Here is a 23,121-nt window from a genome sequence, read left to right as displayed (position 1 = left end):
TCAGCTGCGCCGTTTTCTGCGGGCGGCCCGTTTTCGCGCCCAGATCATGATGCCGGTAATGCAGACGATACTGAGCAGGATACCGGAAACGAAGATGATCGCCCGGCCCACCGCACCGAAGGCCTTGCCGGAGTGCAGGGGATATTGCCATGCGAGGAAGACATCCCCAGCTGACCCCTCCGTGCTGTGACGGTCACTGATGAGGCTGCCGTCTTCCCCGCCAATCACGATCATCCGGCGGCCATAGCCGTCAATATCGCGTGGGTCATAGGCCCGTAATTCGTACGCAGCCGTGCGCGGATTATAGCTCGCCATGTCAAATTCCGGATCGCCTGCGCCCTGCCCAGCAATGTCGAAGGCTTCGGGGAAACTGATCGCAGGATCGAAGACCGGCTGCTCCACCTCTTCGAGCGTGAATATGGCGCGTGGCGTAACCGGCGAGACGGCATCAACCGTGCGCACAAAGCCTTCATACCAGTTGAAGTAGACCCCGGAGACCGCCAGCGCGAGCGTGACGGGCCAGACCCAGAGCGCACCTGCCCTATGCAGATCGAATGTCGTCTTGTGTCCGCCCTGTCTGAACCGGACACGAAAACTTGCCATCCATTTCTTCAGTTTCGGAAACGAGAGGTACGCTGCTGCAAAATGGTCGATAATCCAGAGCAGCGAGACCAGCCCGAGAAACCAGACCATCAGCGGGCCGAGATGCAGGTCGAGGTGCAGCTCATAGAGAAAGTTCATCAGGTAGCGTGGATGCAGGCTGACAACATCATGCTCACGGTGGCCGAGCACTTCAGCGGAATACGGGTCGACATAGACCTCGATCGACGGTGCTCCGCCAGCCCGTGCGGGCATTGATATCCGCACACTTTTGCCAGCCGCGTCCGGCAGGTCGATGAAGCGGACATAACGTTCCGGATAGGCCTGCTGTGCGGAGTCCAGCCACGCTGCCGCCGGCATACGCGATGCGTCTGGCACTTCGACCTGCCGCAGATCAGGATTGAGCCAGGTGTCCAGCTCCCCGTAATACACGACCGCCGAGCCGGTGATGCCCATTAATGCCAGCCAGAGTGTGGCGAAAATCCCGAACCAGCGGTGCCAGAACACAAGTAGCGGCCGGACACGAAAGCCCGGCCGCTTCATCGCGGTCTGACCGACCTGCGCCATCAGAAGTCGTAGCCGACCGATACGCGGATATCACGGCCCGCTTCATAGAGCCCGGCAACGCCACCCCAGCCGGGGATGTCGTTATAGTCTGCCACGCTGGAATGATCGCGGTACTGTTCGTCGAACAGGTTCTGCACGCCAATGTTGAGGCGCAGGCCCGGCACGTTCTCCGGCCGCCAGGTCGCATAGATGTCCGCCACGGTGTAGCCCGGCTTGTCGACAGTGTAGAGCCTGTCGGTCCAGCCGATCTCAAGCGCCCGGTAGAGGACGGTGATATCGTTGAGATCCTCGACCTTGCGCACATTCAGGCCAAGATCGAATGTGTGGGTCGGGGTCCAGGCGAGGTTGAGGTTCCACTGGTCACCGGAAGCGTTCGCAAGGCCAATCTCTTCATAGCCTTCCACGTCGCGTCCGTTCAGTTCGGAATCGTAGGTGGTATAGAAAAGATCGGCGCTGAACCGGTCCCAGCTATATCCGGCGCGCAATTCGACGCCCTGGGTCTCGAACTCGCCGACATTCTCATAATAGATGGAGTCCTGTGGCGCGGCACCGCCGCCAATCTGGTCAAGGATGACATCATCAATCGTCATCGAGAAAACAGACGCGCCTGCCCTGAGCCGCCCATTGTCATAGACAAGGCCCGCCTCGGTATTGTCGACCCGCTCCGGATCAAGGCCGGGATCAAGACGCAGACGGCCGGGCCGCTTCTCGAGAGTGAAGGAATCCCCGACTTCCTTGCCGCGGAAGGCCTGGGCATGCCCGACTGTAACGGCAAGCTCCGGCGTGAAATCGTAGCGCAAGCCGATGTTGCCGCTGAACCCGTCGCTGGAGGTCTCCTCGTTATAGGTGACGAGTTCGAGCTCATAGGAATCATAGCGCCCGCCAGCACTCAGCAGAAGCTTGTCTGTCACCTGGAAATGTCCCTGAAGATAACCTGCCCAGAGATTTCCTTCCTCTTCGAACTGGCCGATGGCCGGGTCCCAGGCCCAGGCCTGCCAGACATCATCAGGCGCCAGGTACTGGCTGCTGACCGTATCGTTGCGGTGCTCGACCCCGTAAATCAGCTCATGTTCCCCGAAGCGCGACGTGTTTCGAAGATCGAAGCCGTAGGTCTCGAGATCGCCCCCATAACGGCCCCAGCGGTCAAACCGGTCCTGCTCGAATTCCGATGAGGTGAAGTAAGCGGTCGCATCCACATTGATGAAATCGCCAAGTTCATTGCGATAGTTTGCAACCACGGTCTCCCGTGTCGCTTCAGCAGGAAACAGCGTATCGCTTTCGAGGGTCGGCCAGTTCGGACGTGCGCCAAACTCGCCTTCCTCGTCGCGGTTCTCATAGCTCAGGGAAACAAAATGGTCTGGTGCGATCTCGCCTGAGAGTTTCACGAAACCGAGTAGCTGTTCGGCCGCCGTGCCATAGAGCGTGTTGCCGTCGCCATCTTCCATGTTCTCACGGTCAACATAGACCAGAGAGCCCAGGAGGTCCCAGTTGTCCGAGAGCTTGCCATAGGCGGTTGCACTGCCCTTGTAGCCATCATTGCTGAACCAGCCTGCCCGCACCATGGCGCCAAACCGCTCATCAGGCTTGAGCAGGTCGCTCGCGCTCTTTGTCCTGAAACGGATCGCCCCGCCGACAGCCCCGAAACCTGCTGTCGCCTCACCCGCGCCAGCCTGAAGCTCGACACGCTCGAGAAGCTCCGGTTCGATGTGAACGCGGCCGATATGGTGAAACAGGGTGCCGGTCTGCGGAGCACCGTCCACCGTCACATTGAGCAGTGTGTCCTCAAGCCCGCGAACATAGACTTTCTGGGCAATACCGACCGAGCCCCCGACAGAAACAGAGGGTGTCTGACGGAAGATGTCCGCCAGGTCATTGGCCTGTGTCTTTTCGATCTGCTCATCATCGATCAGGACGTTCGTCGTTTCGCCTACGACAATGATGGTCTCTTCGATACGCTGTTTGCTGGCTTCATCCTGAGCGTGAGACACGCCCCCTGCCATCGCTGCTGCCGCAACGCCGCACAATAATCCCCTCGTCAATGGAATAATCCTCGTTTTGTGTTCCCGATTGAGCGGGCCGATTATCAACTACCTCGATATAATGCAACTGCAATTCATTCTTAGTTGCGAGCGAAATGCTTTCCTGCCTGTTATTGCTCGCCGCGCGGAGCCAACTTCATCATTGACGTCATGGCAAAGGACTGCGCTGTCTCAGGCAGGCGTATCCCCGAAAGCAATTCGGGTCAGCGTGCTGCGCGAGCGAACCGATACCTGTCTGTATCCGGTCTCGATGGCCCCGCGCGCCTGTAGCTGATTGAGCGCCTTGCTCACCGAAAGCTCCGAAAGCCCCAGAATGGAGGCCAGGTCACTTTGCGTACAAGCGACCAGTTCCTCACGCTCATCCGCCTGTGTGTTATACAGGATGACCTTGGCCAGCCGCGCAGTCGCCGGCAGGCGCCTGACATCGTCATAAAGCTCCATCAGCAGGCTGAGCCGGCCCGTAGAGACCCTCAGAAGCGCCCTGACAATGCCGGGCTCTTCATCGAGCAGGGCTTTCAGCGCCCCTGTCGGCGTTTCGCGCAGGACCGTTCGGCCAATCGCATACGACTCATACACCCTCGTCTTCGCATTGAGGCTTACAAAGTCTCCAAAATGCTGCCCCGCATCGAGCTCAAGCAGGCAGAGAAAATGTCCTTCAGGATCATGCCGGCCAAGCCTTACCGCACCGCTCTCAATCCAGCACATCCCACCCGTATGGTCGCCACGCGCAAAAATCAGCTCGTTATCGCGGTAAACAGCAGACCCCGAAATCTCACCCAGCCTGGCAGCCTCGCGTTCCGTGAGTAGCGTCATCAGGGAAGGCAACCCGAAGTTAAAGACAAAACGCTCCACTGCCAATTCCTAACTTGTTTGTATTTGTTAGTGCATCCCTGCCGTAAAGGCCGCAGTCAAAGGACTTATGGTACGATCTGTCTGGATATAATCATGGCCCACGGTTTCCGCATCCTTATCGTTGAAGATGAACTCCTGATGGGACTTCAGTTCAAGCACCAACTGGAATCCGCCGGTTTCGAAACCATAGGACCGGTCAGTTCGGTCGCCGGTGCGCTTGCAGTGATTGAACAGGAAGATGTGTCGGCAGCCTTGCTCGACTATAAGCTTCACAAGGAAAATTCCCTGCCAATTGCGGGTGAACTTTCAAGACGCGGCCTTCCGTTTGCCTTCGTCAGTGGAAACATGAGACACCAGCCGGCAGAATTTGCAGGGGTCTCGCTGCTTAGAAAGCCTGTTCCGTCCGGGGCCCTGCTTGAGTCATTGAGAAGACTGATGGCCAATGACGAACCTGGCCTGCAACTTCAGGCAGGATAGCCGCACTATAAGGTCACACGTCTGGCACCATAGGGCACCGGAAACCCTCGACCGTGTTTGCCCCGGGCTGATTGCAGCTTTCTGCCCCGCCCGCAGGCTCAAGGGCGTAGAATTTCCAACTCAGGACGCATGATCTTGCCGCAGTCAAAGCGGCTGGCACGCAAGATCGTACCGCCTGCCCGCTTTGAATTAGGCGAAATGTTGCCCAAACGCCACGATTCCCGTTCCGCGCGCGATTGACTCCGTCTACCGGAAATGCGTATTCAACATCTGTTGAACTCAACACATGTTGAACGTGATAGAGGGCACCAACTGCCCCTGGGAGGAGAAAGACAATGCGGACACATACATCAAAGCTCATGGCAGCTGCCCTGTGCGCAACGGCGCTGACACCTGTGATGCCGGCCCTTGCACAGGACACCGCCAGCGAAGCCACCGAGGCAGACGGCACGCCGGAAACCCAGCGTCGCTTTCAGGCCGTCACGGTGACCGCACAGCGGCGCGAGCAGAACCTGGTTGATGTGCCGCTGTCGGTTTCCGCCTTTGATGGTGACCTTCTCGGCGACCTCGGCGTCGCTGATATTACTGAAATCTCCAAGATCTCACCGAACGTCACGCTTGAGGTTTCACGCGGAACCAACACCACGCTCACCGCCTTCATCCGCGGTGTCGGCCAGCAGGACCCGGTCGCAGGCTTCGAAGCCGGTGTCGGCGTCTATGTCGATGATGTCTATCTCAACCGTCCGCAAGGCGCCGTTCTCGACATTTATGATGTTGAGCGTGTCGAGGTTCTGCGCGGCCCGCAGGGCACGCTTTATGGCCGCAACACGATTGGCGGCGCGATCAAGTACGTCACGCGCGGCCTCTCCGATGATCCAACCTATGAAGTCAACCTGAAAGCCGGCAGCTATAACCGGTTCGACGCGGTCGTGACGACCTCCCTTCCGGTCACGGAAGATTTCCGCGTTGGCGCATCCGTGGCGAGCTTCAACCGTGATGGCTATGGCGACAACCTGTTCACGGGCGAAGAAAACTACAACAAGAAGCTGTTCGGTGCGCGCGTCTCTGCAGAGTACGATGTCACCGACACATTCCAGATCCGGGCGGCGGCCGACTACTCGCTCGACAAGTCGAATGCCCGCCAGGGTCACCGCCTGATCCCCGACCAGTTCCCACCCTTCGATTATCCCGTTCTTGGCGATGTCTTCGATACCCGCGCCGGGCTCGACGTCGTCCCGCAAGAAGTGGAAGCCTATGGCGGTTCTATCGTCGCCGAAGCCGAGCTGACTGATAACTGGACGCTGAAGAACATTCTCGCCTACCGCGAAGATGAAAGCACCTCCCCGATCGACTTCGACTCCCTGCCGGAAGCCGATCTGGACGTGCCTGCCATCTACAAGAACGACCAGTTTTCCGAAGAGCTCCAGCTACTCTATTCGGGTGACCGCCTGAATGGCCTGATCGGGCTTTATTATCTCGACGCCAATGCCTCGACTGTCTTTGACGTGCTACTGGCGACCACCGGCGACGTGCTTGGCCTGCCGGGCCTTAACGCGCAGACCTTTGGCGATGTCGGCACCGAGACCTGGTCAATCTTCGGCGATTTCACCTATGACGTCACCGACAGGTTTTCCGTCTCGCTCGGTGGCCGCTATACCGAGGACACACGGACCTCAACGGTCCTGCGGCGCACCTATGTCGGCGGCTTCTCCGAGTTCTTCGGTGGCAATGCCACGCCGATTGCCGTGACCTCCGACTTCCAGGGCGAAGCCACGTTCGACGATTTCAGCCCGCGCGTCTCGCTGAGCTATAATGTGACGCCGGACTCCAACGTCTATGCGACCTACTCACAGGGCTTCAAGGGAGGCTCCTTCGATCCGCGCGGCCAGACGACGGCCGCACCGGACCTCGACCAGGACGGCACGGTCTCAGACGCTGAGATTTACCAGTTCATGCAGTTCGATCCGGAAGAGGTCGACTCCTATGAAATCGGCTACAAGGCCAGCCAGCTGGGCGGCCGCCTGAACTACTCGATCGCGGCGTTCTATTCCGACTACAAGGATGTCCAGGTGCCCGGCTCGATCGGCGTCGATACCGATGGCGACGGCGTCAACGACACCTTCACGGGCGTCACCACGAATGCGGGTGCAGCGACCATCTCGGGCGTCGAGTTCGAGGGCACGGCCACCATTGCGGAAGACATGGCGCGTGATGGCGACCTTCTGAACCTCGGCTGGTCGCTTGGCTATCTCGATGCCGAGTATGACGAGTTCATCGACGCCTTCGGCAACAATGTCGCCGACGAACGGGTGATTCAGAACACGCCGGACTGGACGGCCAATGGGCGCCTGTCCTACGACACTCCTTTCAAGGGCGGCAACCTGCTGCTGAACACGCAACTCTCCTACCGTGGTGAATCCAGCCAGTTCGAAAGCCCGAACCCGTTCCTCGACCAGGAGGCCTTCACCCTCTGGGACGCCAGCATCCGCTGGGAAACCGCCGACGGGCGCTGGGGCTTCAGCCTGAATGGCAAAAACCTCACCGACGAGGAATACATCGTGGCCGGCTATAACTTCGTGACCGTCAACCAGGATGGCACCTTCACGCCGACGCTCGGCCTCGAGGGCACGCTGACCGCCTTCTATGGCGATCCGCGCACGGTCACCTTCGGCATCGACTACAAGTACTAGGAACGGGTCACTCCCTGCCCATTCACAACTGGCGGCGCTTCGCAAGAGGCGCCGCCTTTTCTTTATGCAGGCGTTTCTAGGGCCGACCGATCCGCTCGAATCCGGCGGTGATGAAGTCGACCATCTGGAGGTACCCCCCCTCAAGGTCGGTCGAGCACACCTTGCCATGCGAGAGATGGTCGAGGCGACCGGTCTGGGCAAAGGCCAGCGTCAGCGCACCGGACAGGCAATGATAGCCCCAGTAGATCGCTTCATCGCCAGCCTCCGGAAGGGCTTCCTTGAGAGCGTCGATAAAGCTCCCGATCGCGGGATCATATGAGCGTGTCATCAGCTGGCCGCCCCATGTCACGGAGCTGTTCACGTAAGCGACCATGCCATAATAGTTGCGCCAGCCCGGCTCTTTCAGATGCGGGCCAGTCATAAGCGGGCGCAGGTAGGCGTCTATGATGTCGCGCACACTGGGTGCGGCAGGTGCAGCCTCGCGGCGGCAGGCCTCAAGCGCTTCAAGTCGCCATGTGTTGAGGATTTCGGCGCGGCGCTGGAACGTCTGTTCGAACAGCTCATGCTTGCGGCCAAAATGATAGTTTGCCAGCGCCACATCGACGCCGGCCCTTGCCGCAATGGCACGTAGCGTCACGCCGTCATAGCCGTGTTCGGCGAACAGGGCTTCGGCGGCATCAAGGATTGCATCCTTGCGTGAGACTTTGGTGTCGGCATTCGCCATTTCTTTTCTCCACGCGCCCGCCAGGGGCATCACTATTATCTAGGCGTCTCGCCAAAATGACCAAATGGCCTGCTTCCCGGCTTGTGCTTGTGCCTGATTTCAGTATGTTTCAACAACTGTTGAATAAGCATTGCAAGAGACAATGCCAAGGGAGGAAAAATGACAGGCAAGGATATCCGCTATCGCTCGGCGGACGGGCTCGACCTCTATGCCCGGAGTTATGGCCCGGAGGATGCCCCGCTGGCCGCGCTCTGCATGCACGGGCTGACGCGCAATCATAAGGATTTCGAGCCGATGATCGCCGAGCTGGACGGGCTCTGCCGGTTTATTGCTGTCGATGTGCGCGGGCGTGGCCAGTCCGGGCGGGCAAAAGAGCCCGCCACTTACACACCAGCAACATATGCAAGCGACATGATCGCCCTGCTGGACCATCTGAAGCTCGACAAAGTGGCCCTTATCGGCACCTCCATGGGCGGACTGATGTCCATGGTCATGGCCACCACAGTTCCACAGCGGATCCGCGGCATCGTCATGAATGACATCGGCCCGGTAGTGGAGCAGGTCGGGCTCGACCGGATCGCTGGCTATGCAAACACCGTCGCGCCCGAGCCGAGCTGGCAGGCTGCTGCAGACACGGTCGCGCGCGTACAGGGTGACATCTTCCCGAAACTCACCGGCGCGGACTGGATGGCATTTGCCAAACGCACCTATCGCGAGCGCGAGGATGGACGCGTCATTCTCGACTATGACCCTGAAATCACGCGCACGGTCGGTGAGGTCAAACCGGATCCAGAGACCCGCGCGCAGATGTGGAAGATGTTCGAAGCAGCCTATGCCGTCCCGCTTCTGCTGATCCGCGGCGAGATGTCAGACATCCTGTCGCCAGAAACGGCGAACGAGATGGTCACGCGCCATCCCGATGCCCGGCTCGTTACTGTGCCCGATGTCGGCCACGCCCCCCTGCTCGACGAGCCCGAAGCCGTTTCCGCCATTTCCGATTTCCTCAAACACCTGGGCGCATGACCTGAATGACCATACCAACCGCTACAACACCCAAGCCTGCGATCAACCGCACCTGGGTGCTGATCGTCCTGACGCTCGTCTACACCTTCAACCATGTTGACCGGCAGATCCTGATTACCGTCATCGAACCGGTGAAAGCCGAGTTCGGGCTATCGGACAAACAGATTGGCTGGCTCACCGGGCTCGCCTTCGCCGCCTTCTATGCCACACTCGGCATTCCCGTGGCGATGTGGGCCGACCGCGGCAACCGGCGAAACATCATTTCCCTCGCCCTGACGGTCTGGTCGGGCATGACGGCGCTGACCGGGTTTGCGCAGAATTTCTGGCACCTGCTTCTCGCCCGCATCGGTGTCGGCGTTGGCGAAGCCGGCGGCACCCCGCCTGCGACCAGCATGATCGCCGACCTCTACCCGCCTCAGCAGCGTGCTTTCGCACTGGGCGTCTACACGACCGGCATCGGTTTCGGCATCATGATCGGCTACATTCTGGGCGCCTTCGTCTATGACCAGTTCGGCTGGCGCGCGGCCTTCTTCGCCGCCGGGATACCGGGGCTCCTGCTCGCGCTTGTCGTTCGCTTCACCGTCCCCGAACCCGTACGGGGCTTCGCGGATGCACGCGAGACGACGGAGGATGAAGATGCGCCCAAATTCACCGAGACACTGAAGTTCATGCTGTCCCAGCAGTCCTACATACTGCTGCTTCTTGGCTGCCTGATGATCTGTATTTCCGCCAACGCCTTCGTGGCTTTCACCTCCAGTTATCTCCAGCGCACCTTCGACGTCACCGTCTCAGAGGTCTCTTTGCCGCTCGGCCTCCTGATCGGGGGTGTCGGCGGCGCAGGCGCCATGATCCTCGGTGCCGTGTGTGACAAGTTGTCGGCCAATGATCTGCGCTGGCGCCCCTGGATGATCGCGGCCTGCAGCGCGGTCGCCCTGCCCTTCGCGTGGATGATGCTGAGCGCACGCAGTGTGGAGATGGCCTATGTCTGGAACCTCGTGCCGAGTTTTGTCGGCCTGATCTATGCCTCGATCGCCTACACCGCGACACAGGAGCTGGTGAAGGTCCGTATGCGCTCGGTTGCTGCTGCCTTCACCCTGTTCAGCCTGACGCTGATCGGCATTGGCGGAGGGCCCGTGATTGCTGGAACCGTCAGCGACATGTTCCTAGCCGCAGGCCATGCGGCGCCGCTGGCTTCAGCCCTGAAGGTCATCCTCGGCTTCAATGCGGCCAGCATCATCCTGCTGGTACTGGCGGGCTTCAAATACCGTGACGATGCGATCCGCGCGGCGGCCTGAGTTGATAACCGCTCTAAGCGATCCGGTCTCTTACGCCGTTCTTCTACGCCGTTCTTCGCTTTTAGGGATATGGAGCAATAACCGCCTCTAGAAAGAAAAATTCGGCTTTAGCTAGCCCGAAATCCGGAACTTTTCTGAAAATTTTTTTCAGGGATCATCGGCAGGGTTGTCAAACGAGCCCATCAGACTAAGGCGAATTTCATTTACCCTCATGACTGTAAGATTTATTACAGAACTCAGCTTACGACGTCCCGGTTTCGCATATCTCTGTGACAAACCGCACACGGAGCTGAAGTCTTTAAATCGTCACGATTATCTTGGTCAAAACTATTAAATTCTATTAATTAACTTGATCTCATTGAGAAATTATGGCCATATCTTAACAAGAGGTTAACGTTGCTGTGCCGCCTTGGTTCACCCAATTCGCTCGGCAAAGTTGCCCTTTGAAAGGGTCATGCATAAACGCATGGAATGGGACGCAATTAATAGCTTGTGGGACAGGAGGATTAGAGACCGGACTTCAAAGAAAGTCTTGATACGTCTAGATCTCAAAAAAATCTGAAAATTTCGAATCGCCCAGTTTTTTCCCGAAGTGAAAAAGCTGGGTGTAGGGACTGCAGCACATAAAGCGCCACAGTCCACCATGGCGGAAACGCCAACCCTCCCGCATGCGCGGGACCAACTGCTTTGCCAATAGTGGCAGTGCAGAACACCGGAGTTTTGCAGCAACAAAACTCCGACTTTGGAAAGATAGCACAATGAAACGCACTTTTACAGCCCTTGCTGCCGTCGCTCTCTTCGGTGGTGCAGCTTACGCCCAGGACTCTGAGTCTCTGGTCATCGACCTCAGTGGTGAAGTCGACAGCAACTGCGAACTGGTTCCGGAAGGCTCAGCCAGCTTCGATGTCGACATGCTGGAAACCGGCAACCAGGGCTCCCTGGCCATCGCTTACTCCTGTAACTCGCCATACGAAGTTACGCTTCAGTCGCTGTATGGTGGCATGCGTCACGATGAAAGCGGCGGCGCAGTCGTGATCGATTATGATATCGAGCACTTCGGCTTCGACCAGAACGGCCTTGGTGGCGGCACCGTCAACTCAGCTTCCATGCAGGCTACCGCAGCGGTTATCGCCAGCAGCCCGAACTGGGAAAACATTCTCACGAACGGTGGCATTCGTACAGGCAACATGGATCTCTCGTTTGACTCGCTCAACGAGTACGCCGTTGCCGGAACCTACGAGGATGAGCTGACGCTCACACTCACCGCTATCCTGTAAGACGCAGGCTCCTTTCACAGCCAAGCGGTGAGCGACTTCGAAATCACCGCTTGGCTGTTCCTTCTCCAAGACGCCCGTGAGAGTTTGTGATGTTCTACCGTATCGGTTTCATTCTGGCGCTAATCGTGCTTCTGGCGTTTCCGCCAGCTGCGACCGCCTATGAATTTTCTCCCATTGTTGCCCAGTTCTCACCGAACGGGCCAGGCAGTGCGCGAACATTTATCGTTACCAATACCCAGTCCCAACCTGTCGCACTTCAACTCGAGATGTATCAGCGCTCAGCCGACGATACGGGAAAGGAAGTACGTCGGCCGGAGTATGACAATTTTGTCGTGACGCCGCCGCAGCTCGTGCTACCAGCCGGCCAGAGCCAGTCCATCCGCGTACAGTGGATCGGCAACCCGAGCCCTGAAGTCGAGCTGGCGTATCGACTTATCGTATCACAGCTTCCGATCCCCTATGCCCGCGAAGATACCGGGCAGACCTATGTAACCGACGTAAAGATGGGCCTGCGCTACGAAGCCGCCCTGTACATTGTGCCCGAAGAAGGCGCGCCGCATGCGGAAGTCATCGCCAGTGAAGCTGCGACAGCTGAAGACGGATCGCAGGTTCTGCGCATGACGCTCAAAAGTTCCGGCCAACGCCGTGCCATCCTGGAAAACCCGTCCTTGATGGTCAGTGCCGGCGGACGAGAGGTGGAACTGTCCGGTGAAGATGTTGCCCCGCTTCAGAACCGTAACCTGATTGCTGGCACACAGGCCATAATTGATGTGCCCTGGCCTGAGAGCCTTCCAGTCGGCCCCGTAAACGTATCGATGGAAACTCGGTACCTGCAATTTTGAGGAGGCTGGTGCAGAAAGTGGCCGGCGCATCCCGCACACCGTTCAGGCAGTCTGCCGTCAGGCGCAGCCATCCTTATGCACCGCGCAAGCCCGGTTCGCTTGGCCGGTGGCTCCTTACAACCAGCTTTCTGGTCTACAATCTCGGCCCCATAGCTCCTACCGCAACTGCTGCACCGGAAGCGCCAGGCACAAACGATAGCGACCGCTCCCAGAAGGTTAGCAAAGACGCCAACATTGACGAGATCTATGCCGCTATGTTCGGGCGCACTTCCCAAGCGGAGGTTGCCCTGCCGTATCCGGTAATCATTTCGGGGCTAAATCAGGGCGATGTTGTCATGACACGCAGCCTTAAGCGCGGCGAGACCCTGATCGATACAGAGGGCTTTCTGCCCCTGCTGATGCCTTTCCTGATAGAAGAAAAGCAGAGCGAGCTACAGGCCTTTGCCGAAGGAAAGGATCAGATCAGCACAGGAGAGCTCACGTCTTTCGGGATACCGGCCCAGTTCGACCATACGGTTCTGATCCTCATTATCGACGTACCACTGGAAATTCGCTCGGTGGTCCCGATCGCTCTGCAGCCGCGCCGCGATCCCTCTATCGGACTGAAGATTGCGGAGCAGGCTACAACGAGCGCCATCGTGAATGTCGCGGCTGGGACTTCGTACGTCCATGACAGCGAGTTTCTCGAGAAGGGACTCTACGCAAGCGAGACCAACGTTGAGGCGGTGGTCAACCACGATGGTTTCGTACTTGAAACCGGTATCAGGTATAATGACATCGCGAACGAAAGTCTGGTGCGGAACGATACGCGACTGACCAAGGATTTCGTTGACCGCATGGTTCGCGTCCAGGCTGGCGATATTCACGCTCCTTCCACCGGTCTGCAGGGCAACCCGAAACTGCTCGGTATTGCCGGGTTTCGAAATTTCGGCCTCAAACCCTACGAAGAATTCCGCACAAATCCCTCCCAGCAGTTTGAGCTACAACGCCCTGCATCAGTTTCGATTTATATCAATGGTCAGTTCCAACGTGAAATCCGGCTGTCGCCAGGACGTTACAGCCTGACAGATCTGCCGCTGCAGAGCGCAGCGGGTAATGATGTTGTCCTCGAGATCGAATACGACAGTGGTGAAACAGATCGGGTGATCTTCTCCGCATTCTACGATTTCAATCTGCTCAAGAAGGGAGTCACCGACTTCGCCCTGAGCATAGGACCGACAAGTGATATCGTTGGCGGCGAACGCGAGTATGACTTCGATAACGTCGCGATAAGCGGCTTTTACCGGAAAGGCTGGACCGACCAACTCACCGCCGGTGTCAGCCTTCAGGCCGATAGTGACGTTACGAATATTGGCGGTGAAGGGTTCTATACCAATCGTTTGGGGACGTTCGGGGTACTCGCTCATTACAGCTCTGCAGATGGCGAAAGCGGCACAGCCATAACCGGCCAGTACCAGTGGAGCGGCACGGATTCGGACCGCAACGCCCGTTTTGATCTTCTCGCAAGCTATGCTGACGAACAGTACAAAGCGCTGGGCCGAGGACAGGCGAACTTCAAATATGATCTGGCTGCACGCGGCTCCGCAAACCTCAGCGATAACCTTCGCCTGCAATTGTTCGCAGGATGGACAGAGCGCTATGGCCGGGCCGAGACGACCTCTACCTCTCTCGGGGCAAGCCTGAACTGGCGCACGCGCTACGGCACGCTCGGCGCTAATGTTCGGCACGAAGATCGTGGCGATGAAACCGAGCTTTCTGCAGGTATCAACTTCACTCTCCGTCTCGATAAGGGGTTTGCCCAATTCGGCCACGATACGCGCGACAGCGCCACCCGCGCCTCTTACACTAATCGCCGCGAACGCGGCGTCGGCTCGCTGGGATGGCGGGCGGGCTATCAACGCCAGTCCGGTATCGACGAAATTGAAGGCGAGCTTTCCTATACAGGCAATCGCTTCGAGGGCCGTATCCAACAGAGCGTTGCCGGATCGGAACTGAACAGCTCATTTGGATCAGAGAACATCACCGATGTGTCCCTGGGGACTGCCCTGGTGTTTGCCGATGGACATTTTGCCTTGTCCAGACCCGTTTACGATAGCTTCGCCATCTTTGCTGCCAATAAGGAAGCTGGAGACTTCGAGCTCGCGGCCGACCCGCAAGGGTCCATATTCACGACAGATCGGAAATATGCCGCCCACTCCTCAATGTTTGGCCCGGCCGTCGTACCCGATCTGAACGCCTACTACGTCCGTACGATCGAGATTGATGCCCCCGATGCGCCTGCAGGTGTCTCACTCGGGGGACAGGCAATCCATTTCAAACCCAGCTATCGAGGCGGATATGTCGTCGAACTCGGCGATGACAGGAACGTTGCGATTACATCCGTGCTCGTCGACACCACAGGCACGCCAGTCGAATATGCAGCCGGCTACGCTATTAACGAAGACGGTGAACGCAAGCCGATCTTCACCAATGCCGGAGGACGGCTCTATGTCGATGGACTGAAGCATGGCGAACACATCCGTATCGAGTTTGACTCACCAGCCGGAATGATTGCCCGGTTTACAGTTCCCGAAGGTGATGTCGGCATTCTGCGCCTTGAGACCCCGATACAGCTACTACCGGAAAATCCGACCGGCCCCGGCCAGGTGGCCGCCAACCAGGACAGATGGGAGACTGCCGATGCTACACTCTAATCGTTCTACGGTTCTCGTGACAGCCGTGCTTGCCTTGCTAGCAACAACTCCGTCTGCCCAAGGCCGCGCAGACGCCCAGGGGCCCAGTCTGCTGGAGAACGGTTCGGTAAATCAGCCGTGCAAGCTCGCTATCTCCAGCAATGGCTTTATCAATTACCGTGGCCCCTATAGCCGTGGCTATGATAGCCGAAGCAAGACGCTTCATGCCGAACGCGCCTCAATCGACATCCTCAGTGACAACAGCGGCTGCCGTTACGTCCTTGTCGTCGAACCCGATGGTGGCAAAGGTCAGCTCATATCCGGCAACCAGGCACTTGATTTCGATGTACGCGCACTTGGCAGCCAGACGGATGGAAGCGCAGAACGCGTGGAACTGTCCGGCCGAACACAAGGCGGGCGACAAGGCGCCCGCCAGCAGGTCGAACTGATCATTCCTCCAGGTCAGGATGTAGCGGCCGGGCTCTATCGCGGTTTTCTCAAGATCGCACTCTACGATGACAGCGACGGCATGCTTGAATTCGTAGACGAGCAACGCCTGGAGGTGAGTGCGGAAGTCCAACCACGTATCAGCGCTTCATTCGGCTCGGATCCTGGCGCCAGCAGCAATCGCCGCGATCTCGACTTCGGATCCTTGCGAAAGGGTCGACGCGAAAACGTGGATTTCTCCGTAAGCGCGAATGTCGGCTACGAAGTCAGACTGCGTTCGCTCAACGGCGGCAACCTCATTCACGAACATGCCGATATGAGTATTGCCTATGATGTTGAACTCGATGGCAAGGCCGTCGTTATGGACGAGATAGCGAGCAATGCCCCAGACCTGACGGGAAACACGGTTTCCCAGCACCGTCTTGAATTCATCATCGCAGGTAATCCCGGCAATTCAGTTGCAGGACGCTACTCCGACGAAGTGACCGTCATCATCACCGCAGAGTAATTCCGCCGAAACCATAATTCGGAAGGTGAGTTCGCGCCGTTGAATAGAGCACCACACTAGCCACCGAACTGCCAGGTGGCTGCGATCTTGTAGTTCCGGCCAGGTTCGGAGACGCCCTGGAAGATGCGCTCATAATCCTCGTCGAACACGTTATCGACACCGGCATTGAAGCTCAGCCCCCTGGCGAACTCAGGCGCCCAGCTCGCATAAAGGTCGAGCACGGCATAGCTGTCGCGTTGTTCGACGGTGGTGAAGCCGCCCCCGCCATCTGCCTCGCGGCGCGAGAAGTCCGACGCGTGCTGGATGCGCGAGCCGAACCGGGCGTTCCACTCCGGCACCTTGAGCCCGAAATTCACCGCCACCCGGTCTGGCGTCAGCGATCCGATATCACTGCCCGTCACGGCGTTGCGCCCATCGATCGAGGAATAGCTGGCCCGCATGAAGAAGCGGTCGGAATCATAACGCAGCTCACCTTCCCAGCCCTCGATCTCCGCACTGTCGATATTTGCCGACTCCGATGTGCCCGCAGTACACGGGAAGAAAGGCGGCGCGAAACATGTCGGATCGTAGGCGAAGTCAACCGAGAGGTTGATCATATTCTCCACTTCGCTCTCATAATAGCTGACCTTGGCCTGAAGCCGGTCCCGGCTGGCAAAGACATTATCGAAATCCACGCCTGCACCCAGTTCAACCGTCTCGGTCTCTTCCGGCACCAGATCGGGATTCGGCACGAATTCGTTCGTTACAAAGACGAAGCTGCCCATGCCCGGATTGAACAGGATGGGATGCGGCACCTCGAAGTGCGTACCATCGAGATACAGTTCATTGATCGAAGGCGCGCGAAAACCTTCGGAGTAGCTGCCAAATATACGCAACCACTCCATCGGCGCATAACTCGCCGCAAATCGCGGCGATACGGCTTCATCGGAATTTTCATCCGGACTGAGCGCCGACCTGTTCTCGAATTTGTCGTAACGTATGCCCGGAATGAAAAGGAAGTCGCCCGCCGTAGTCTCAAGGCTGGATTCAAGCTGTGCGAAAACGCCGGTAAATTCTGACTTGCCATTCGGGACGCCCCCACGCGTGCCATCGGCTGTCTCTGTATCGATCCCCGTCTGTTCGTCTCTGTACCAGTCTCCGCCAACTGTAATCGTGTGCTGCATCCCGGCCGCGTTGAAGCGAGCCGCATTGCGCGCGCTGACACCTGTCGTCTCGATCTCGCGGATCGTCGTGCGCGGGATGGTCTGGTCATATTCATCGACTTCGGTTGTCGTCTGATATCCCGTAAGCGATGCATCAATCAGTTTGTTTGAGACCGGATTGAAATTAACCTGCGCACGGAAGGCATCTGTTGTGATCTCCTTCTCCACATCCCGGTCCAGTACAGAATCCCCTGTACCAGCTGTCCCCTGACCATTGTTCGGCTCGATTGCGGTATTCTCGAAACGTTGCCATGACCCTTCCACAGACAGAGCATCGGTGATCTCGTAACTGCCTTTCAGGAGCCCCGTCTGGATATCGTCATCAGATGGCAGCGTTGCTCCGGATCCCAGTTCGATATCGCCGGACTGGCGCAGGCTGAAACTGGCGAGCCCGTCAAACTTTCCCTGCCTGGTGAATGCAGTGACCGTTCCGAAGCTCTCCTCGTTCACGCTCTGATATCCCCCGCGCAGGCGCACACCCCAGCTCTGGCCGTCGTCCAGAAGATCGGCGGCGTCCACCGTCTCGAAAGCCAGTACGCCCCCCACCGCGCCTGACCCGTAAAGCGCCGACGCCGGTCCTTTCACGACTTCTGCCTTGCCGATAAGGCTTGGATCCGTGAAAAAGCGGCCATCATGGGCGGACGCAAAACTCTGCCGCGCCCCATCCAGCAGGATCAGGACATTCTGGCCGGAAAGCCCCCGCAGGCTTGGCGTCTCGCCAGTGCGCCGCGGGCCACCACTGAACTCGAGGCCAGGCACATCGCGCAACATGTCCGAAATGGCCGATGGAGCCAGCCGGTCAATCTCGTCACGGTCAATAACAGACACCTGGCCTGGATAGTCGAAGACCGGGATCGGGTTACTCGTACCATAAACAGTGATCGTCTCCGCACGCAGCTCCGGCTCTTCCTGTGCCCCTTTTGAAACCGCTTGTCCGAATACCGGCCCGGCGCCAATCGCCGTCAGTACAGATATGAACAAGGCGCTTCTCAGGCCGGAGCTTCCCAACGAGCCCGCGCGAGACTTGGTACGCATGATTTTTACCCCTAAATGCTTTTGATACTCATTCGCAATTCAGGGCTTGTGGCAGATGGCTTTTGAGATTGCAAGTGATTCTCATATTCATTAGTGTCTTTCGTGATCCACTCCAGACGGGGCAGAAAACTCAAGGGGAACCAATATGCTTACCGCACGCATCAATGCAGCAACACTGGCCGCGACGGCCGCCATTGCGCTCATGACAGCCTGTACAGCCACCAGCGCATCCAGTGCCGGCACCAAGCTGCGTGCGCCTGCCAGCGCCGTTTCAGCCGAGATGGATAGCCAGTTCGAACAGGACCGCCAGGCCATCCTCGCAATGGCGGGCGACTACAAGGTCACCTTCGATTTCACCGAGACCGTGCCCCTCCTTAAGGGCTACGAGCTAAAAGAGCCGAAGCTGTCCGGCGCGCATGAAGTTGTTCGCGTTATCGAGGACCGTGGAGACTTCATCAGCCTGCAACACATCCTCGTCGTGGGCGGTGACGAGAAATTCCCGGTCAAGCACTGGCGCCAGGACTGGCAGTATGAACCCGAAGAAGTAATGGTCTTTATTGGCGGCAATGCCTGGGAGATGCGCGATGTTGCCCCCGACGAGAGCGACGGTGCGTGGTCGCAAACCGTCTACCAGGTCGATGATTCTCCGCGGTATGGCGCGGTTGGCGACTGGAGCTATGACAATGGCGTCGCTGAATGGACTCCGCCACATGAATGGCGCCCCCTGCCCCGCCGGGACATGACGACCCGCGATGACTATCACGCCGTCGATGCCATGAACCGCCATGTCATTACCCCTTTTGGCTGGGTGCATGAACAGGATAACTCCAAGCTCATCCTGACAGGCGAAGCCCCGCAGGCACTGGTCCATGAAATCGGTGTGAACACCTACAAGGCGAGCAGTGATTTCGATGTCGGGATCGCGACGGATTACTGGGACGCCACCAAGACCTTCTGGGCCGCAGTCCGGGAGGAATGGAACACGATTGCAACCGAGAATGACCACTTCGCTATCACGATCAAGGGCGAGACAGGCGACCTTTACGGCCCGCTACTCGACCTCGCCAACGAGGTTCGGGACGGCACGAAACCCCTCGAAACCGCCAGCGAGGAAGCCCGTGCACTGATCCAGGAATATGTCACGCCGGAGATCGGTGAACTCGCCACCCGTCTGCGCCCGACCACAACACTGGCGAGTGCGAACTGATGGGCCTCAGGTATATTATTCTTGGCGGTGCGTCGGCTGTACTTTCGGCAGCGCCCGCCTTCGCCCACGCCGGCTTTCTCCTGCCAAACACTTTCACTGCCGAGGAGGATGCCACCATCACCGCGTTCGCTTCATTCAGTGACGCTTTCCCGGCCCCGGAGATTGCGCTCGTTTCCGATAGCTTCGCGATGACCGGTCCGGATGGTGAAGCTGCCAGTTTTGAAACGGTCGAAACATTCAAGGCCGTAACTATTCTGGAAGGCACACCCGGCACGCCGGGCCTCTACAGGCTGACCACCGGCGAGCGTCTTGGCCGGACAGGCAAGGTCGCTCTCAGCGCCGGCGAGTATGTACGCCTTGGCCCGGATGGTGAAACACCTGACAGCCTCCCCGATGATGCGGAGATCCTGACATCACAAACGGCGACTGTCTCGGAAAGCTTTGTCATGGTGGGCACTGCTGAGCGCCCGGCGATGCTAGCCACGAGTGGCCGGCTGTCGCTGATGCTCGGGGATGGCGAAGCCCCCCTCGAAAGCGGGCACCCTCTCACCGCCTCTTTCAGTTTTGACGGTGAGCCCCTCTCAAGCGATGAAATCATGCTGATTGACGCGTACGGCCATTATGCCTCCGGAGAAGACGGTCTGGCCTTGTCATCCGGTGAGAATGGCAAAGCCGCTTTGCCCGCGCTCACGCCCGGCGTTTATGTTCTTCTGGCCCGTCATATCGCCGAGGCACCTGATGGTGCCGAAACCGATGTGCGCAGCTATACGACGACGCTGACATTCGAAATCCCTGGCGCAGCAGAGACTGGAAACTAACGCGCCCTCATACCCAGCAGGATCGCGCCGAGAAGACCGGCATCCTGTCCGAGCCCGGCAGGGACGATCAATCGCGTCACATCGGCGGGTGTCTCATCCAGATACCCGCCCATCTGGCGGGCATAGGCGTCTCGCACCCGCGTCACCAGATGCCCCGCCTGTATGAGGCCGCCACCAAGGATGATCCGCTCCAGCCGGGCTGTAAGGCTCAATATGCGGCAGGCCTGTGCGAGATAGTCAGCCTCGACCTCCCAGCCGGGATGGTCTTCTGCCAGCATGGCCGGATCGCCATGACGCAGGGCCACCGCAGCCGCCGAGGCCAGCCCCTCGAGACAATCCTCATGAAACGGGCAGTTACTCCTGAAGGATACATCATCAGGATGACGGCGCACCGGCACATGCCCGAATTCGGGATGCAACGGACGGGCGACAATCTCACCGCCCGCAAAGAGTCCTGCACCGATACCTGTGCCGATCGTGACATAGGCAGCCGACGCAGCGCCCTTGCCGGCGCCGAGAGACATTTCTGAACGAAGCGCGCCATTTACGTCCGTGTCCAGATGAACCGAGAGCCCCAGTTGCTCACCAAAGGCCGTCCGCAGGTTCGTCCCGGTCCAGCCGGGTTTGGGGGTTTTCAGTATCGTGCCATAGCCGGGCGAGGCCGGGTCGATATCAACCGGGCCAAAGCTGGCAATCCCGAGACTCTGGAGCGGCCCCTGTTCGCGGAAAAAGGCGGTGCAGCCCTCCAGCGTCTCCTCTGGCAGACTGACGGGAACACGCCGCGTCGCGACCAGCCTGCCCGCGGCATCCGCAACACCGCACTTGAAGCTGGTGCCACCTGCATCGATACCACCGTGCAGACCTGTCACGCGTCTAGATCTCGCCGCGGATACGCTTCATCACGCCGGAGAAGTCGAGCCCCGCATGACCGTCTTCGTCGAGTTTTGCATAGATATCCTGCGCGTGCTCGCCAAGTGGCGTGTCAGCCCCGGCCCCTTCAGCCGAAGCGAGCGCGAGCTTCAGGTCCTTCAGCATCATGGCAACCGCAAAGCCCGGCTTGTAGTCCCTGTTCGACGGTGCCGCCGGAACCGGGCCGGGCGCCGGGCAATAGCTCGTCATCGACCAGCACTGGCCCGAGGCAGTCGAGGAAATATCGAAAAAGGTCTGCGCATCGAGCCCCAGCTTTTCAGCCAGGTTGAACGCCTCGCAAGTCCCGATCATCGAGATGCCGAGCAGCATGTTGTTCGCGATCTTGGCGACCTGCCCATTCCCGGCATCGCCGGCATGGAAGACATTCTTGGCCATCGCGTCGAGTACGGGTTTTGCCTTCTCATAGCCTTCCTTCGGCCCGCCAACCATGAAGGTGAGTGTACCGCCCTCGGCTGCCGCGACGCCCCCGGACACGGGCGCATCCATATAGGAAAAGCCCGCATCGGCCGCCTTCTTCGCGGCCTCACGCGATTCCTCAACAGCAATGGTCGAACAGTCGAGGAAGGTCGTGCCCGGCCCGGCATTGGCCGCAACGCCATTCTCGCCGAAATAGACCTGGTCGACATGCTTGCCCGCCGGCAGCATGGTCACGACAACCTCAGCCCCCTTCACCGCAGCGGCAATCGACTCCGCTGCTGTCGCCCCGGCTGCAACTGCCTGTTTCACAGCATCCGGGTTCAGGTCGAAAGCATGTACCTCATGGCCGGCCTTCACCAGGTTGGCGCACATGCCCGAACCCATGTTTCCAAGGCCGATGAATGCAAGTCTGCTCATGATCTGTCTCCCTGCTGATGGCTCTCATCAGGCCATCGCCTTTTCTATTTCTCGATAAAAGTAAGCTCGCCCGCGCCTAGCGGCTCGAAGAAGGTGTCGAGCATCTGCGGGCTGACCGATTCAAGGTTCGGCGGCTGCCAGTTCGGCTCATTGTCCTTGTCGATGAGCACGGCCCGCACACCTTCATGGAAGCTCTTGGTCAGGACGAGCCGCGACGCGATACGGTATTCCATACGCATATTCTCGCGGAAGTCCTTGCATTTGGCCCCTTCGTGCAGCTGACGGTGCGCGATCTTGAGCGTGAGCGGCGACTTGGACTTGAGCGTTTCCGCCTGTCCTTTTGCCCAGTCGCTGCCATCTTCCAGGCAAGTCACGATTGCCTCGACACTCTCCTTGGCGAAACAGGCATCGATCTCGGGGATGTGCTCGGTGAAAGAGGGCTCCGCATTCGTCTTGAGCGGATCGAGCGCGGACACCCCTTTCTCGCAGAGCTCATCTGCAAGTCCTTCCGGATTTTCGGCAAAATGCGTCGAAACGCCGACCGCCAGAACGTCCTCACCCTTCAGCCGCGCGCCTGTAAGCGCCAGCCACATGCCCAGTGCGCCTGGCAGGCGTGGCAGGAACCAGCCACCGCCGACATCGGGAAACAGGCCAATGCCGGATTCCGGCATGGCGAACATCGTGTTCGGTGTGGCGATACGGAAATCTCCGTGCACGGAGATACCGACGCCGCCGCCCATCGTGACACCATCCTGAATGGCAACAACCGGCTTTTCATACTCTTCCAGCAACGTGTTCAGCCGGTACTCGGCGGCGAAGAAAGCACACGCCTCTTCCCCCCCTTTGGCCCCGGACTCCGCCAGCATCCGCACATCACCCCCGGCACAGAAGCCGCGCGTGCCTTCAGCGTGATCGATAACGACAAGGTCAACGTCAGGGTCATCGCGCCAGTCAATGAGCGCATCGCTCATCAGTGCGACCATTTCGGCGTTCAGCGAATGCAGGGCCTTGGGCCGGTTCAGCGTCAGCCGTCCGGCCTTGCCCTGCTTGCGTGCGATTACGGATTTATCAGCCATTCAGAC

General features: G+C 58.7%; 18 protein-coding genes. 10 read left to right on the top strand and 8 right to left on the bottom strand.

Annotated elements, in window-relative coordinates:
• The 3 genes from Q1K31_RS15330 to Q1K31_RS15320 form a co-directional block, all read right to left on the bottom strand.
• A complete protein-coding gene (locus Q1K31_RS15330) occupies window positions 1–1,167 on the bottom strand; it encodes a PepSY domain-containing protein (protein WP_300381449.1) in 1,167 nt (388 codons plus the stop codon).
• The gene (locus tag Q1K31_RS15325) at window positions 1,167–3,155 is read right to left on the bottom strand and encodes a TonB-dependent receptor (protein WP_300381446.1); all 1,989 of its coding nucleotides are present in this window, start codon (window positions 3,153–3,155) and stop codon (window positions 1,167–1,169) included. The genes Q1K31_RS15330 and Q1K31_RS15325 overlap by 1 nt, the downstream gene beginning before the upstream one ends.
• A gap of 222 nt (window positions 3,156–3,377) precedes the next feature.
• A complete protein-coding gene (locus tag Q1K31_RS15320; protein ID WP_300381443.1) occupies window positions 3,378–4,019 on the bottom strand; it encodes a Crp/Fnr family transcriptional regulator in 642 nt (213 codons plus the stop codon).
• A 132-nt stretch (window positions 4,020–4,151) separates the two neighbouring features.
• On the opposite strand from Q1K31_RS15320, the gene Q1K31_RS15315 reads away from it, so the two are divergent.
• Entirely contained in the window at window positions 4,152–4,535 is a 384-nt protein-coding gene (locus Q1K31_RS15315) for a hypothetical protein (RefSeq protein WP_300381440.1), read from the top strand.
• A 335-nt stretch (window positions 4,536–4,870) separates the two neighbouring features.
• Window positions 4,871–7,225, top strand: coding sequence for a TonB-dependent receptor (locus tag Q1K31_RS15310; RefSeq protein ID WP_300381437.1), 2,355 nt, complete (start codon window positions 4,871–4,873; stop codon window positions 7,223–7,225).
• A gap of 76 nt (window positions 7,226–7,301) precedes the next feature.
• Here the strand turns inward: Q1K31_RS15310 and Q1K31_RS15305 are convergent, their stop codons facing one another.
• Window positions 7,302–7,949 (bottom strand): TetR/AcrR family transcriptional regulator, encoded by a 648-nt coding sequence (locus Q1K31_RS15305; protein ID WP_300381434.1) that lies wholly within the window; start codon window positions 7,947–7,949, stop codon window positions 7,302–7,304.
• A gap of 159 nt (window positions 7,950–8,108) precedes the next feature.
• Between Q1K31_RS15305 and Q1K31_RS15300 the strand changes: the two genes are divergently transcribed.
• The 6 genes from Q1K31_RS15300 (at window position 8,109) to Q1K31_RS15275 (ending at window position 16,013) form a co-directional block, all read left to right on the top strand.
• Entirely contained in the window at window positions 8,109–8,972 is an 864-nt protein-coding gene (locus tag Q1K31_RS15300; RefSeq protein WP_300381431.1) for an alpha/beta hydrolase, read from the top strand.
• Window positions 8,973–8,977: 5 nt separating this feature from the next.
• Complete coding sequence (locus Q1K31_RS15295) at window positions 8,978–10,267, top strand: MFS transporter (RefSeq protein ID WP_300381429.1); 1,290 nt, start codon at window positions 8,978–8,980, stop codon at window positions 10,265–10,267.
• A gap of 758 nt (window positions 10,268–11,025) precedes the next feature.
• Entirely contained in the window at window positions 11,026–11,544 is a 519-nt protein-coding gene (locus tag Q1K31_RS15290) for a hypothetical protein (RefSeq protein ID WP_300381426.1), read from the top strand.
• 89 nt (window positions 11,545–11,633) lie between these two features.
• A complete protein-coding gene (locus tag Q1K31_RS15285) occupies window positions 11,634–12,386 on the top strand; it encodes a molecular chaperone (protein WP_300381423.1) in 753 nt (250 codons plus the stop codon).
• 17 nt (window positions 12,387–12,403) lie between these two features.
• On the top strand, window positions 12,404–15,079 hold the full coding sequence (locus Q1K31_RS15280; protein ID WP_300381420.1) for a fimbria/pilus outer membrane usher protein: 2,676 nt from the start codon (window positions 12,404–12,406) through the stop codon (window positions 15,077–15,079).
• A complete protein-coding gene (locus tag Q1K31_RS15275) occupies window positions 15,066–16,013 on the top strand; it encodes a hypothetical protein (protein ID WP_300381418.1) in 948 nt (315 codons plus the stop codon). The genes Q1K31_RS15280 and Q1K31_RS15275 overlap by 14 nt, the downstream gene beginning before the upstream one ends.
• 56 nt (window positions 16,014–16,069) lie before the next feature.
• On the opposite strand, the gene Q1K31_RS15270 is transcribed toward Q1K31_RS15275, so the two are convergent.
• Window positions 16,070–18,250, bottom strand: a complete 2,181-nt coding sequence (locus tag Q1K31_RS15270; RefSeq protein WP_300381415.1) for a TonB-dependent hemoglobin/transferrin/lactoferrin family receptor — start codon at window positions 18,248–18,250, stop codon at window positions 16,070–16,072.
• Between the two features lie 145 nt (window positions 18,251–18,395).
• On the opposite strand from Q1K31_RS15270, the gene Q1K31_RS15265 reads away from it, so the two are divergent.
• Both Q1K31_RS15265 and Q1K31_RS15260 read left to right on the top strand, forming a co-directional pair.
• Window positions 18,396–19,457, top strand: a complete 1,062-nt coding sequence (locus Q1K31_RS15265; RefSeq protein WP_300381412.1) for a DUF6607 family protein — start codon at window positions 18,396–18,398, stop codon at window positions 19,455–19,457.
• On the top strand, window positions 19,457–20,275 hold the full coding sequence (locus Q1K31_RS15260) for a DUF4198 domain-containing protein (protein WP_300381410.1): 819 nt from the start codon (window positions 19,457–19,459) through the stop codon (window positions 20,273–20,275). The genes Q1K31_RS15265 and Q1K31_RS15260 overlap by 1 nt, the downstream gene beginning before the upstream one ends.
• Here Q1K31_RS15260 and Q1K31_RS15255 read toward each other — a convergent pair.
• Genes Q1K31_RS15255 through Q1K31_RS15245 form a run of 3 tightly spaced genes read right to left on the bottom strand, consistent with a single transcriptional unit; the run spans window position 20,272 to window position 23,115 of the window.
• Window positions 20,272–21,144 (bottom strand): ROK family protein, encoded by an 873-nt coding sequence (locus Q1K31_RS15255; protein WP_300381407.1) that lies wholly within the window; start codon window positions 21,142–21,144, stop codon window positions 20,272–20,274. The genes Q1K31_RS15260 and Q1K31_RS15255 overlap by 4 nt on opposite strands.
• Window positions 21,145–21,148: 4 nt before the next feature.
• The gene (mmsB, locus tag Q1K31_RS15250; RefSeq protein WP_300381404.1) at window positions 21,149–22,039 is read right to left on the bottom strand and encodes a 3-hydroxyisobutyrate dehydrogenase; all 891 of its coding nucleotides are present in this window, start codon (window positions 22,037–22,039) and stop codon (window positions 21,149–21,151) included.
• A 44-nt stretch (window positions 22,040–22,083) separates the two neighbouring features.
• Window positions 22,084–23,115 (bottom strand): enoyl-CoA hydratase/isomerase family protein, encoded by a 1,032-nt coding sequence (locus Q1K31_RS15245; protein WP_300381401.1) that lies wholly within the window; start codon window positions 23,113–23,115, stop codon window positions 22,084–22,086.
• Window positions 23,116–23,121 lie beyond the last annotated feature (6 nt).

The organism is Henriciella sp. (assembly GCF_029936995.1).
GTDB lineage: Bacteria > Pseudomonadota > Alphaproteobacteria > Caulobacterales > Hyphomonadaceae > Henriciella.
Note: the sequence above shows the minus strand (reverse complement) of the source record. Positions and strands in the feature narration are given on the sequence as shown.